13 protein-coding genes and 1 pseudogene are annotated in these 13,769 nt (G+C 44.1%); 2 read left to right on the plus strand and 12 right to left on the minus strand.

Annotation, left to right across the window (positions count from 1 at the left end; all coding sequences use genetic code 11):
- Nucleotides 1–303: 303 nt before the first annotated feature.
- Nucleotides 304–672, plus strand: a pseudogene (locus tag RYO92_RS06920) (transposase); the annotation flags it as partial.
- 318 nt (nucleotides 673–990) lie between these two features.
- The gene (locus tag RYO92_RS06925) at nucleotides 991–1,254 is read left to right on the plus strand and encodes a hypothetical protein (protein ID WP_315001548.1); all 264 of its coding nucleotides are present in this window, start codon (nucleotides 991–993) and stop codon (nucleotides 1,252–1,254) included.
- A 389-nt stretch (nucleotides 1,255–1,643) separates the two neighbouring features.
- Here RYO92_RS06925 and RYO92_RS06930 read toward each other — a convergent pair whose 3' ends face one another.
- The 12 genes from RYO92_RS06930 to RYO92_RS06985 form a co-directional block, all read right to left on the minus strand.
- Nucleotides 1,644–2,981, minus strand: coding sequence for a glucose-6-phosphate isomerase (locus RYO92_RS06930; protein ID WP_314670284.1), 1,338 nt, complete (start codon nucleotides 2,979–2,981; stop codon nucleotides 1,644–1,646).
- A 157-nt stretch (nucleotides 2,982–3,138) separates the two neighbouring features.
- Nucleotides 3,139–3,822: a 5'-methylthioadenosine/adenosylhomocysteine nucleosidase gene (locus RYO92_RS06935; protein WP_315369911.1), complete on the minus strand. Its 684-nt coding sequence runs from the start codon at nucleotides 3,820–3,822 to the stop codon at nucleotides 3,139–3,141.
- A gap of 96 nt (nucleotides 3,823–3,918) precedes the next feature.
- On the minus strand, nucleotides 3,919–4,986 hold the full coding sequence (locus RYO92_RS06940) for an undecaprenyldiphospho-muramoylpentapeptide beta-N-acetylglucosaminyltransferase (protein ID WP_315369912.1): 1,068 nt from the start codon (nucleotides 4,984–4,986) through the stop codon (nucleotides 3,919–3,921).
- A complete protein-coding gene (locus RYO92_RS06945; RefSeq protein ID WP_315369913.1) occupies nucleotides 4,979–5,398 on the minus strand; it encodes an HIT family protein in 420 nt (139 codons plus the stop codon). The genes RYO92_RS06940 and RYO92_RS06945 overlap by 8 nt, the downstream gene beginning before the upstream one ends.
- 100 nt (nucleotides 5,399–5,498) lie before the next feature.
- The gene (gene uvrA, locus RYO92_RS06950; RefSeq protein WP_315369914.1) at nucleotides 5,499–8,327 is read right to left on the minus strand and encodes an excinuclease ABC subunit UvrA; all 2,829 of its coding nucleotides are present in this window, start codon (nucleotides 8,325–8,327) and stop codon (nucleotides 5,499–5,501) included.
- A 249-nt stretch (nucleotides 8,328–8,576) separates the two neighbouring features.
- Entirely contained in the window at nucleotides 8,577–9,308 is a 732-nt protein-coding gene (locus RYO92_RS06955) for an amino acid ABC transporter ATP-binding protein (RefSeq protein ID WP_315369915.1), read from the minus strand.
- Nucleotides 9,309–9,310: 2 nt separating this feature from the next.
- On the minus strand, nucleotides 9,311–10,000 hold the full coding sequence (locus RYO92_RS06960; protein ID WP_315369916.1) for an amino acid ABC transporter permease: 690 nt from the start codon (nucleotides 9,998–10,000) through the stop codon (nucleotides 9,311–9,313).
- A 72-nt stretch (nucleotides 10,001–10,072) separates the two neighbouring features.
- Nucleotides 10,073–10,903 carry a basic amino acid ABC transporter substrate-binding protein gene (locus RYO92_RS06965; RefSeq protein WP_315369917.1) on the minus strand — a complete coding sequence of 277 codons (831 nt, stop codon included), beginning with the start codon at nucleotides 10,901–10,903 and terminating at the stop codon, nucleotides 10,073–10,075.
- Nucleotides 10,904–11,160: 257 nt separating this feature from the next.
- A complete protein-coding gene (locus RYO92_RS06970) occupies nucleotides 11,161–11,739 on the minus strand; it encodes a Gx transporter family protein (RefSeq protein WP_314670269.1) in 579 nt (192 codons plus the stop codon).
- A gap of 224 nt (nucleotides 11,740–11,963) precedes the next feature.
- A complete protein-coding gene (locus RYO92_RS06975) occupies nucleotides 11,964–12,161 on the minus strand; it encodes a cold-shock protein (protein ID WP_007156460.1) in 198 nt (65 codons plus the stop codon).
- A 177-nt stretch (nucleotides 12,162–12,338) separates the two neighbouring features.
- Nucleotides 12,339–13,214: an Hsp33 family molecular chaperone HslO gene (gene hslO, locus RYO92_RS06980; RefSeq protein WP_315369918.1), complete on the minus strand. Its 876-nt coding sequence runs from the start codon at nucleotides 13,212–13,214 to the stop codon at nucleotides 12,339–12,341.
- Nucleotides 13,207–13,755 (minus strand): SEC-C metal-binding domain-containing protein, encoded by a 549-nt coding sequence (locus RYO92_RS06985; RefSeq protein WP_315369919.1) that lies wholly within the window; start codon nucleotides 13,753–13,755, stop codon nucleotides 13,207–13,209. Before RYO92_RS06985 ends, hslO begins: the two co-directional genes overlap by 8 nt.
- Nucleotides 13,756–13,769: the final 14 nt, after the last annotated feature.

Below are 13,769 nucleotides of genomic sequence, written 5' to 3' on the forward strand. Positions count from 1 at the left end.
GGTATATTCATCTTTTTGTAATTGAAAAATCCTTTATGATTTTCTTGCTTATTTTCCCTAATCTATCTTCGATTAATCTCTAAAAGAAACTACTCGGTAGTTTGACAGTTAAATCGTTCCAAAATCTCATCAGGCCTTGAAAAGCCTGTATTTTTTTGTCAAATTTTATCAAATATACACCGGCTATATTCAGCTATGTGTGGTATAACGGGCGCATGGAGGGGCTGCGTCATGAAAGTATCTGTATCAAAATGGAAAAATCAGACCATCTATTACCTGAGTAAATCAGTTTAGATAGATGGTATTATAAGTATTAATCAAAAACGATGGCAGATTGAAGAATGTTTCCGGATTATGAAGAGTGAATTTCAGGCCAGACCGGTATATCTCAGTAGGAAAGATCGAATCACGGCACATTTCATTACCTGCTTCACCGCCCTGATTCTTTATCGCATTCTGGAGAAGAAGTTAGGTGAGAGTTATACCACTGAAAGCATTATAAGAACACTGAAAGAAATGAACATGCTGATAGCTCCCGGTGAAGGATATATCCCTGAGTATACACGAACCGACCTTACAGACAAACTCCACGACACATTTGGTTTTAGAACGGATTACGAGATTGTATCTCAAAGAGAAATAAAAAAGATTTTAACCACAACGAGAAAGTAGAAATATTGCTAGAATTCAAAAAGAAAATAAGAGCTCATAAATGGCGTAATTACACCGTTTATGGGCTCTTGACTCTTTCGTAACTGTCAAAGACGGGTTTTCTAACAAAAAAGATAGCTTCCGTAAAGACTCTTCCCTCTTCTTTCAGAAATATCACTTCACTCTTCTTTCAGAAATATCGATTTATAGGAATTTATATTTTTTGCTTTATGGAAATATATGTTGGGGGATTGCTTTATCTCATTTGAAAAGCTATAGTCAAAAGACTTGTTTATTTTTCTGTTTCCGTATAGAAAAAGAATGTTTAAAGGAGTTTTTATGTTTCGTATGAGCGGTACCCTGAGGAAGGATAATCAAATATTGGCTTCCTGTGTTTCCCGGCAGGAAGGTCCCGGCAGTAGAACGGAGAAGGTCTTAAGAGCCTTGGAAGAAATTTGTCAGCATCTGGATCTTGCGGTTCCCATCTGGCTCCCTGCCAGAATTGAAGAATTTAAGCAAAGAAGCAAGACTGTTTTTCTGGAGGATTCCTTTATGGAAGAAATCCCCTTCGACAGCTTCAGCATCCAGATTATCGAAGAATAAGGACTGTAAAAATCAAAATAAATAGATTTTCGGCAATATAGGTCTAAATGAGGGGGAGATACAGAGCTCGATACTTGTGAAAGACCAGCGAAGTGAAGGACTGTAAAATCAATAATTGAAGCGAATGATGCAGTGTGTGTCTATAAAAGGGGCAATCTGAGCCCGTCAGTACTTACTGAAAGCGAGCAAAGCGAAGCTTGAAGTTAGTACTGTTACGAAGGCGAGGTTAGCGGGAGCGTGCCCCGATTATAGACCCACACTGCATTAGAGCGTTTTCTTATAAATAGTGCAGTCCTTCACTGCGTAGGGCGAAGCTAGCGAGAGCGTGCCCCCAATTTAGACCTATATTGCTTAGAAAACTATTTTGATTTTTTACAGCCACATAACTATTACTTGTTTGCCAATTCCTTCGCCAGTTCTTCATATCCCGGCTTTCCTAAGAGGGCAAACATATTTCTCTTGTAGCTCTCTACTCCCGGCTGGTTGAAGGGGTTTACGCCGTTTAAATAAGCGGAAACACCGCAGGCAAACTCAAAGAAGTAGAATACCTCTCCCAGGGTTCTGGCACTCTGCTCGTCAATCTTCACGATAAAGTTCGGTACATCTCCATCACTGTGAGCCAAGATGGTTCCCTTCATGGCTGCCTTATTCACAAAGTCTACGGTTTTTCCTGCCAGATAGTTCATTCCGTCTGTATCGATGGCTTCCTTCTCCAGCACAATCTCTTCCTTGGATTTCTCAATTTCCAGTACGGTTTCAAAGTGCAGAGGACTTCCTTCCTGAATAAACTGTCCTAAGGAGTGTAAATCTGTCGTAAAGTCTACGGAAGAGGGGAACAAACCTCTGTGATCCTTACCCTCGGATTCTCCCATCAGCTGCTTCCACCACTCGGAAAGGTAGTGGCAGGATGGCTCATAGTTTACCAAAATCTCAATCTTCTTATTCTTTCGAAGCATAATATTTCTGGCTGCCGCATACTGTAAAGCAGGGTTCTCCTTGTAATCAGCGGAAAGCAGTCTTTCCCGCATAGCATTGGCGCCATCCATAAGCTCCTGAATATCCACCCCGGTTACGGCAATAGGAAGCAAACCTACAGCAGTCAGTACGGAAAAACGTCCGCCGATATCATCCGGTACTACAAACTCCTCATAGTGCATTTCGTCAGCCAGGTTCTTCAACGCGCCCTTTGCACGGTCTGTGGTGGCATAGATACGCTTTGCAGCCTCATCCTTTCCATACTTCTCTTCCAGCAATCCCTTAAATACTCTAAAGGCAATGGCAGGCTCTGTAGTGGTTCCGGACTTGGAAATGATATTGATGGAGAAATCCTTTCCCTTCAACACATCCTGCAAATGCAGAATATACTTGGAAGAAATGTTATTTCCCACATAGTAAATTTCCGGAGTCTTTCTGTCTTCTTTCTTTAACTCATTGTAGAAGCTGTGATTTAAAAATTCGTTGGCTGCCCGAGCTCCCAGATAAGAGCCTCCGATACCGATTACCAAAAGAACATCGGAATCCTCCTGAATCTTCTTCGCCGCCTTCTGAATCCTCTGAAACTCTCCCTTATCATAATCCGCCGGCAGGGAAATCCACCCTAAGAAATCATTTCCTGCGCCCTTTCCGGACAAAAGCGTATCTCTTGCCGCAAGGGTCTGGCTTTTAAAGTTCTCCATCTCCTCTTCACTGATGAATTTTCTTGCCTTGGATAAATCAAATTGTAGCATATAGCCTCCTTCTCCTTTTCCCCCTATTCCTTTAGGGGGTAGTTCTTCCGAGATGATTTACAAAATATCGTGAAACCGTCTCTTCTTAGCCCCTACAGTGTATCCTAAAAAAATACACCGTTAACTCTAATTTTATTTCTTATTTTGTAAGAAAAACTTACTTTAAGAATTCTAAGACAAAGTCTACACTTTGTGCAATAGCTTTTCTCTCAAATTCTGTATAAGTCATAGGTGCTTTGGTATTTGCTTCATCAGAAATAAAGCGCAAAATCAAGAAAGGAACCCCATTTTTCCTTGCAATCTGAGCAATGGCTGCCCCTTCCATCTCACAACAGGATGCTTGGAACTCCTTCCGTAAAAATTCCTTTTTCTCCTGAGAGGAAACAAAGCAGTCTCCGGTAGCTACTCTACCCAGAAAAGTATGGAAGCCCTGCATGGTCTTCCCCACTGCTAATGCCTTCTCAATCATTTTTTCCTCTGCCGGAAAGGCCAAATCCTCTTCTCTGGGAATCTGTCCCCGGGGATATCCGAATTCCGTAGCGTCCATATCATATTGCACTGCATCCTTGGAAACCAAAAGATCCAAAACATGGATTTCCTCCGCAATGGCTCCTGCCACGCCGGTATTTAGGATTTGACTTGGAGAAAAAGTATCGATTAAAGCCTGGGTACAAGCTGCTGCATTAACCTTTCCGATTCCGGCTTTACATAGTACTACTTCCTTTCCGGAAAGCTTTCCCTTTACAAAGAAGTATGGACCCTTTTGGATTTCTTCCCTGTCCTCACAGAGCTCCTGCAGCTCTGCCACTTCCTCTTCCATGGCTCCGATAATCCCTATCATCTTCCCCCTCCTTTTTATGGCATAAGTATTTTGGCATTAGGTATAAATTGAATGCTTTGAAAAATTTTACTGCATCGATTTTTCCCAAAAGAAAAATCACAAAAAAGATTCGATGAGTTGTAATACATTTTCTCTTCCGTTCTTTTCCTTACTGTTTCTCATAGCTTCCTGAAATTTTGCCTTATTTTCCTTCAGTTCCTTTAATAAAGCATAAAGCTTGGAAAAATCCGCCTCCGCCTCTTCCTGAGAAAGTACCAGAGAATAGCCCTGCTTTTGGAAGGACCCCGCATTTAAAATCTGGTCTCCTCTGGAAGCTCCCTTGGGTAAGGGAATCAAAAGGTTGGGCTTTTCCAAAGCCAAAAGCTCACAGATTACATTGGCTCCGGCTCTGGATATGACGCAGTCTGCTGCCTGATAATAATCCGCAAGCTCCTCATGTACATATTCATATTGCTGATAGCCTACTCTATTCTTAAGGCTCTCCTCCGCATTTCCCTTACCGCAAACATGGAGGATATCCCAGTCTTCCAAGAGCTGGTCCAGGTTCTTTCGAATCACTTGATTCACCGCCTGTGAGCCCATGCTACCGCCGATAATCAGTAAAACCTCTTTCTCTCCGGAAAATCCGGCTCTTTCCAGCCCCTTTTCCCGACTCCCCTGCAAAAGCTCCTCTCGAATGGGAGCACCGGTAAATACCGCCTTTTTCTTCGGTAAATAGTTTAGGGTTTCCGGAAAATTACAACAGATTTTTTTAGCAAAGGGAATGGTAAGCTTATTGGCCAGCCCCGGTGTCATATCCGACTCATGGCAAATCACGGGAATCCCAAGGCTTGCCGCAGCGTAGACCACCGGTACCGCCACAAATCCTCCTTTGGAAAAAACCAGATTGATTTTTTCCTTTTTTAGGAATTTTCTGGCCTGAAAAAATCCTGCGATGACCTTAAAGGGGTCGGTAAAGTTCTGTAAAGAAAAGTATCTCCGAAACTTTCCTGTGGCAATCCCGTAGTAGGGAAGTCCTGCCTTTTCCGCCAATTCTTTTTCTATTCCCTTTTCTGAACCGATATAAAAGAGCTGATACTTTCTTTCCAGTAAACCGGGAATCAGGGCAAGATTTGCGGTAACGTGTCCCGCTGTGCCTCCCCCTGTTAATACAATCTTAGCCATGAATCTCCTTTACAATGCTTTCCTTCACTTTCTCCAGCTCTCCATCCTCATAAGAAAGAGGAGTCCATAAAACCATGCTGTCCTTTGCATCAAAGCGGGGAATAATGTGCACATGAAAATGCTCCACCGTCTGGCCTGCCGCTTCTCCGTTGTTTTGCACCACATTAAAGCCCTTGGCACCGGTAGCCTTCACCATGGCTTGTCCGATTTTTTTCGCCAAAGGAAAAACCTTGGCCAGAACTGCATCATCCATCTCCAAAAGATTCTTTCCGTGTTGCTTTGGCAGAATCAGACAGTGTCCCTTTGCTGCCGGAGAAATATCCAGAATCACCCGAAAATCCCCATCTTCATACACCGTTCCGGAAGGAATCTCTCCATTGGCAATCTTACAAAAAATACAATCTGCACTCATTGTTCTGTCCTCTCTTTCTCTGCTAATCTCCTGCTTAAATAATCATTTTCTCTATCTGAAATAATTGTTTTCTCTATTATATCGCATTAGCTAAATTTTGCTAATTTAAATACCGCTTTAAATATTTTCCGGTATAGGATATTGGATTTTCCGCTACCTCTTCCGGAGTGCCGGTACAAAGCACCGTTCCTCCGCCGCTTCCTCCTTCCGGCCCCATATCAATCAGGTAATCGGCACACTTGATAACATCCAGATTATGCTCAATCACAAGAACCGTATTGCCGCCGTCTGCCAGTCTTTGTAACATTTCCACCAGCTTCCGTACATCCTCAAAATGTAAGCCTGTGGTAGGCTCATCCAAAATATACAGGGTTCTTCCGGTTCCTCTTCGGCTTAGCTCTGTTGCCAGCTTGATTCGCTGGGCTTCTCCTCCGGAAAGCTCCGTACTGGGCTGTCCCAGGCGAATGTAGGAAAGCCCCACATCCATGAGAGTCTGCATTTTTCGCTGAATACTGGGGATATGGGCAAAGAACTCGTAGGCTTCCTCCACCGTCATATTCAAGACGTCATAGATATTCTTTCCCTTGTAGCGAACCTCCAGAGTTTCCCTGTTATAACGCTTTCCGTTACAAACCTCACAAGGCACATAGACATCCGGCAGAAAATGCATCTCAATCTTTACAATACCGTCTCCGGAGCAGGCTTCACATCGTCCTCCTTTCACATTGAAGGAGAAACGTCCCTTGGTATAGCCTCTTTCCTTGGCATCCTTGGAACTGGCAAAGAGGTCACGAATCAGGTCGAAGACGCCGGTATAGGTGGCCGGATTGGAGCGGGGAGTTCTTCCGATGGGGCTTTGGTCAATGTCTATGACCTTATCCAAGACCTCCAAGCCCTCCATCTTTCTGAATTTTCCGGGAATCATTTTGGCCTTGTTCAAAACCTTGGCACAGTGCTTATGGACGATTTCATTGACGAGAGAGGACTTTCCCGAGCCGGAAACGCCGGTAACACAGGTGAATACGGATAGAGGAATCTTTACATCCACATTTTTTAAATTATTTTCCTGGGCACCGTACACGTCCAAGGTTTTTGTAAAAGTCCTTCTTTGCTTTGGCAAAGGAATCTTTTTCTTTCCGCTTAAATACTGACCGGTTATGGAGTCCTTATTTTTCATAATTTCCTTGGCAGTACCTACGGCCACCACCTGCCCGCCGTGTTCTCCGGCTCCCGGACCAATATCCACAATCAGATCCGCCTCTCGCATGGTGTCCTCGTCATGCTCCACCACAATAACGGAATTTCCCAAATCCCGAAGACGCTTTAAGGTGGCAATCAGCTTGTCGTTGTCCCTTTGATGAAGGCCGATACTGGGCTCATCCAAAATATAGGCTACTCCCACCAAACCGGAACCGATCTGGGTAGCCAGACGGATTCTTTGGGCCTCTCCTCCGGAGAGAGTTCCGGCAGAACGGGCAAGGCTTAGGTAATTTAGCCCCACATCCAGCATAAACTTGCTTCTGGCCTTAATTTCCCGGATAATCTGATCCGCAATTTTCTCTTCCATGGCAGTTAAAGTCACCGTGGAAATCCAGTCATGGAACTGATCTAAGGGCAGGGTACAGGACTCGTAAATATTCTTTTCTCCCACCGTTACGGAAAGGGAACCGGGCTTCAGTCTGGCTCCGTGACAGCTGGGACAGGGAGTAATTCGCATGAACTGCTCGTACTCCTGCTTCATTTTCTCGGAAAAACACTCCTTATATCGTCTTTCCACATTGTTGAGCAATCCTTCAAATACCACACGGTGCACATTTCCCTTTCCAAACTGGGAGGCATAGCGTACCGTTATGCTTTCCGTACCGGTACCGTGGAGGATAATCTTCCGAATCTTCTCCGGAAGCTCACAAAATGGAGTGTCCAAAGAAAAGCCGTACTTTTCGCTCAAAGCCACTAGCATGGCATGGGTGAAGCTTCCTTCATCCTTGGAATTCATCCAGCCCATTACGGAAATGGCCCCCTGGTTTAAAGACAGACTTTCATCCGGAATCATCAGCTCCGCATCAAATTCCATCTTATAGCCTATTCCAAAGCAGGTCGGGCAGGCTCCAAAAGGATTATTAAAAGAGAAGCTTCTGGGCTCGATTTCCTCTATACTGCTGCCGTCCACCGGACAGGAAAAGCTGGTGGAAAGCCGTAGCTCCTCTCCATTTAAAAAGTCCACAAGCAAAAGGCCGTTGCTTAAAGATAGCACCTGCTCTATGGAATCGGTAAGACGCTTTTCAATGCCCTTACGAACCACAAGACGGTCTACCAATACTTCAATGGTATGCCGATTGTTTTTCTCTAAATCAATCTCCTCTTCCAGCTCGTACATATTGCCGTCAATTCTTGCTCGAACAAAGCCGGAACGGCGAATACTTTCCAAAAGCTTTTCGTGTTTACCCTTCTTTCCTCTTACCACCGGAGCAAAGAGCTGCATTTTAGTGCCCTCTTCCCGCTTCATCAGAAGGTCCACCATCTCATCCACGGTTTGCTTTTTGATTTCTCTTCCACATTCCGGACAATGGGGGATTCCCACTCTGGCATAGAGAAGTCTAAGATAATCATAAATTTCCGTTACCGTTCCTACTGTGGAACGGGGATTTCTGTTGGTGGATTTTTGGTCAATGGAAATTGCCGGAGAAAGGCCTTCTATCAGCTCCACATCCGGTTTTTCCATCTGTCCCAGGAATTGTCTGGCATAGGAGGACAGGGACTCCATATATCTTCTTTGCCCTTCGGCATAAATGGTATCAAAGGCCAGGGAAGACTTTCCCGATCCGGATAATCCTGTAAGAACCACCAAAGAATCTCTGGGGATATCCAGATCCACATGCTTTAAATTATGCTCATTTGCACCACGAATTTTTATCCACTTCTTTTCCAATGTATTTCCCAAACCTCTCTCTACATTCCGGCTGTTATAGTCGCTCTTGCAGTTTTTCTTTCGCAATCTTTCTTTCAGACTTTTTCACTTGCCAATACCCAGGCGCATAAAGCAAAAATAGCCGGCAAACATTTGTTTGCCGACTAAGCTTAACACCTCTATAGGGGCTTTTCAAGGGCTTATTCTCATGGTCTTATAACGGGACTTTTTAAGGCCTTAGCACTATAAGAGAAAATGCCTTTCCAAGCTTTAAAGCACCTTGGATAAAAAGCTCTGCACACGCTCATTTTCACAATGATAGAAAAAGTCTTCCGGAGCCGCTTCTGTAATAAAATATCCATCCTCCAAGAAAAGCACCCGGTTGGAAACCTCTCTGGCAAAGCCCATTTCATGGGTCACCACCACCATGGTCATCTTCTCCTCTGCCAAATCCCGCATAACCTGAAGCACCTCTCCCACCATTTCCGGATCCAAGGCCGATGTGGGTTCGTCAAAGAGCATCACATCCGGCTCCATTGCAAGAGCTCGTACAATGGCCACTCTCTGCTGCTGTCCGCCGGAAAGCTGTAGGGGAAATTGCCCGGCCTTATCCTCAAGGCCTACTCTTTTTAAAAGAGCCATAGCCTTTTCCTCCGCCTCCTCTTTAGACTTCTTTAGAAGCTTTCTTGGACCAAGAGTCAGATTGTCCAAAATACTCATGTGGGGAAAAAGGTTAAACTGCTGAAATACCATCCCCATCTTCTGCCGTAAAGCATCCACATTCTTGCTATGCAATACGCTTTGCCCTTCAAAGAAAATATCTCCCTTTGTAGGGCTTTCCAAAGCATTTAAGCAGCGAAGAAAGGTGGACTTTCCGGAACCGGAGGGTCCGATAATACTAATCACGTCTCCCTTATGGATTTCCACGGAGATATCATGTAAAACCTCTTGATTTTTAAATTGCTTATGGAGATGTTCTACCTTAATCAAGACCTCTGCCATCTTTATCCCCTTTCTTTCCTTTGGAATGCCTCTTCCATCTTTTTCTCCAGGAAGGAGAAGAACATGGTCAAAATCAGATAAATCAAAGCCACCGTAAGCAATGGTGTCCAGGCATCATAGGTTCTGGAACGGACAATGTCTCCCGCCTTGGTCAAATCCTGTACTGCCACATAACCTGCCACCGCAGTTTCCTTAATCAGGACAATGAACTCGTTGAAGATGGCCGGAAGCACATTACGAACCGCCTGAGGCATAATGATATAGCGCATAGTCTCCCCATAGCTAAAGCCGAGAGAACGGCCTGCCTCCATTTGTCCCTTGGGAATGGACATGATACCGGAACGAATGATTTCCGCCACATAGGCTGCGGAGTTTAGGCCGAAAGCAATAATTCCCACAAAAACACCGGAGAAAATACGGGAAGTAAAGATACAGTAATAAAAAATCATCAGCTGAATCACCGCCGGAGTTCCTCGCATAATGGTTAAATAAAACTGACAAATTCCGTTGGCTATCTTTCCTTTTCCTGTTCTGTCGTAAGTACTTCTAATCACACCGATGACAAAGCCTAAAGCCACACCGATTAAAAGGGCAAAAAACGTGATAATCAAGGTGTTTTTCAGTCCTTCCAGAAAATAGAGATAGCGCTTATCCTGCACCAGGTTCATATACAGATGTTCCTGTAATGACATATTTTACTCCCCTCTACAGCGAGATGTCCCGCCACTTAGGCAGGACACCGGAAATGATTACAAAGCAAGTGATTATTTTGCCTGAATATACTTAGCTGTGATTTCCTCCAGCTTACCGTTATCCTTCAGCTTCTTTAAAGCCGCATTAATCTTTTCTACCAGCTCCGTATTTCCCTTCTTGACACATATAGCATAATCCTCTTCCGCATAGGCACTGTCCAAAAGCTTTAAGCCCTTATTCTGAGAAACAAATACCTCTGCCGGATTCTTGTCAATAATCACCGCATCAACCTTGCCTGCCTGTAAGGCCTGAACCGCATCTGCTCCCTTCGGAAAACGCTCTACGCTTTTTTCGCCTAAATCGTCTGTAGAATACAGGTCTCCGGTGGTTCCCTGCTGTACGCCCACCTTCTTTCCCTTTAAATCCTCAATGCTGCTGATGGTGGAATCCTCTGTCACGATTACGCTCTGTACGGAAGTGGCATAAGAATCGGAGAAATCCACATTCTTTAAACGATCCTCATTAACCGTCATGCCGGCTGCACCGAAATCCGCCTTTCCGGACTGCACTGCAGGGATAATAGCATCAAAAGCCAGGTCGGAAATTTCCAGCTTCATTCCCATCTCTTCCGCAATGGCTTCCGCAATGTCCACATCAATACCTACAATATCTTTTCCCTCGTGGTACTCATAGGGAGGAAATTCCGCATTGGTCGCCATAATCAAGGTGCCACCCTTTGCTTCCGCCTTAGCCGAATCAGTCCCCTTATCGGTCCCTGCCTGACTTCCCTGTTCTGTTCCCGCTTCACTCCCCTTAGCTGTTCCATCTGTACTTCCTTTGGAACCGCTACAAGCTACCAAAGACAATCCTGCCAATGCCGCAATCAATAAATACTTTTTCATATTCTCTCCTCCTTCAATACGCTAATCTTCATCATCCTGTTTCCAGACAAGCTTCCCGTTCAAAAACCGTTCAACCTGTTAAAGCCAGCCCCTTACTGTCCTGTCAAATGGCGAACAATGTATAAAGCAAAGCTGTTATGTGCATAATTATACTTTTATTCTCGGTTATGTCAAGGACTTTTTTGAATATTTTTGCATATTTTCTTTTCTATTTGCATAAGTAGAAATTCTATTACTGCTTTAAAGAGCTTCCCCCACTAGAAATATTGCCGAAAGAAAGGCTTCAGGCGTTTCATTAAGACGCCCCCTAAAATCCCTATTAGAACACCTGCAACAGAACCTGCAATCAGTAAATACGGGAGATAATACCATAGCGCCGTGTTTTTCAGAAGATAAGCCGCCATAAACACCTGACCGATATTATGAAAGATTCCTCCGATCAAACTGACACTGACTGTGGAAAAATGAAGCAGATTTTTAAATAGAAGCATCATCAAAAAACTGCATAAAAATCCACTCAAAGAATAACTAAGGGTCAAAGCGTTTCCAAATAAAAGGGATAAGAGAATGATTCTTAAAAAGCCGATTACCGCCGTAGGGATTGGACCTACGGAAAACAGCATTAAAATATTCACTAAATTTGCCAGCCCCAGTTTTACTCCCGGAATGGGAATAGGCGTAGGAAGCTGAGCCTCCACATATCCCAAAATCATGGAAATGGCTAAAAACATGGCATAAATACTAAGATGAATGCTGCTTCTACGCCTTGCTCCTTGGGGAACTTTCCCGGAAATTTCATTTTCCCGGGAGCTTTTCTTTTTTTCCCTATCCTGCATGATTCTCCTTACTCCTATTCTATGCTAATAAAAACTATGCTTTTCTATTATGCTATACCGTCTTTTATAACATGAAAAAGGACGGCGCACGCGCCGTCCTGCTTTTGCTTTTCTTTCATCTTGATACTTCTGCAATGCTGTCCTTCTTCTCATGCTGTCTTACTTAACCGTCTGTCCCGAGAAGTCGTCTATATTACAAAATGATTCAAACCCGAAGAGAAAAATTAAAGCTTTACTACGTTAGTAGCCTGAGGTCCCTTAGCTCCGTCAACTACTTCGAACTCAACGGCCTGACCTTCTTCCAAAGACTTGAATCCGTCTCCGGACAATCCGGAATAATGTACGAATACATCCTTTCCTGTCTCATCAGAGATAAATCCATAACCCTTCTGGTTGTTAAACCACTTTACTGTACCTTTCATTACTATATCCTCCAAAAAACAATTGCAACCGAAATTGATTACAACAATGGAAGAATACCATATCCCCTGCACTTCGTCAACTGCATTTTTAGAAGAATCCCAGCATTTTGGTTTTTTTCTGAATGATTTTATCCCTCTTTTTTAGAAAACTCGAAAAAAAGAAGCCTTGTGAAAAAATTATCTGTTGAGCAATTCTTCTAAATCATTCTCTGAAAAGATATACTTCTTATTGCAGAAATCACAACGGACTTCCTGGGACTTATGGTCAGAAAGTAAAGATTCAATCTCTTTCTTTCCCAAAGAAATCAAAGCTTTCTCCACCCTTTCTCTGCTGCAGTTGCAGTGATAGCGAAGCTCCCGCTTCTCATGGATTTCCAGTCCGAAATCTCCCAATAAATACTCCAGCAGCTCCTCCGGTGTATGCTTTGCCAGTAAATCCGTAACGGAATGAACCTTGGACAACTTCTCCTCCAGCTTATCCAGAAGACTTTCCTCTGCAAAGGGAAGAAGCTGAATAATAAAGCCTCCGGACTCAGCCACGGTATTTTCCTTATTCATCAGGACGCCAAGGCCTACTGAAGAAGGTATCTGCTCACTGATACTGTAGTAAGCATTGATATCTTCGGCAATTTCTCCGCTGATTAAGGCAGTCTGTCCCACATAGGGCTCTCCCAAGCCATTGTCCCGGATTACGGAAAGGAAACCGTTCCCCACGGCGCCACCTACATTTAAGTGACCATCCTCCCTTGCGGGAAGAATCACATAGGGATTCCCGCAAACGCCCTTTACATTGCCATGGGAGTCTGCCGTAGCCACAAGACTCTTCATCGGGCCGTCTCCCTTGATGGATAGGGTAATCAGGTCTTTCTCTCCCTTTAACTCCACTCCCATCATCAGAGCCGCACTCATCAATCTGCCCATAGCCGCAGTGGCAATGGGGGAAGTATTATGAATTCGTCTTTGCTCCTCTGCCGTATTTCTGGTGCTGCAGGCAAAGGCGCGAATCTGCCCTTCCGCCGCAGTTCCTCTTACCAAATAGTCCGTATTAGCCATTTTGTAATAATTCTCTCTCTTTTTCTTCGTCTTTTCTCATGCAACACTTTTTGTATTTCTTTCCGGAGCCGCAGGGACAAGCATCATTGGGATAAATCTTCTTGCTCTCTCTCTTCACTGTTCCGGACTTCTTCTGCTCCTTATAGAGCTCTTTTCTCTTTTCCTCTGTCAAAATGGAATCCCAAGCCGGAAGCTCATAGAGCCAGGAAGCCTTAGCCTCCACCATGTTGTAGTACAGCTTTTCCGGATCAATCTGAATCTTAACAACAGTATCCTCTTCCATAGTATCGATAGGATTATGATAGCCTGCTAAAGACTCATCGATTCCGTCCAGAATTCCCACGAAAATGAAGGGGTCGATGGAGAACTTCTCTGCCAACTCCTTTACACTTCCCTCATAACCCTTCTTCGGATCCTTCAGGATTTCCTCATAAAATCCCTTCTCCAAAGCAAAATACTTCTGCCAAAGAGCCTCCTGCTCCTGCTTATTCATTCCGTTTCCGTAGGCGGTATTTCTCCAATTTTCTAACAAAGTTGCCATAACTATCTCCATTC

It is taken from the genome of Oribacterium sinus, assembly GCF_963553175.1.
In the GTDB taxonomy this organism is placed as follows: domain Bacteria; phylum Bacillota; class Clostridia; order Lachnospirales; family Lachnospiraceae; genus Oribacterium; species Oribacterium sinus_B.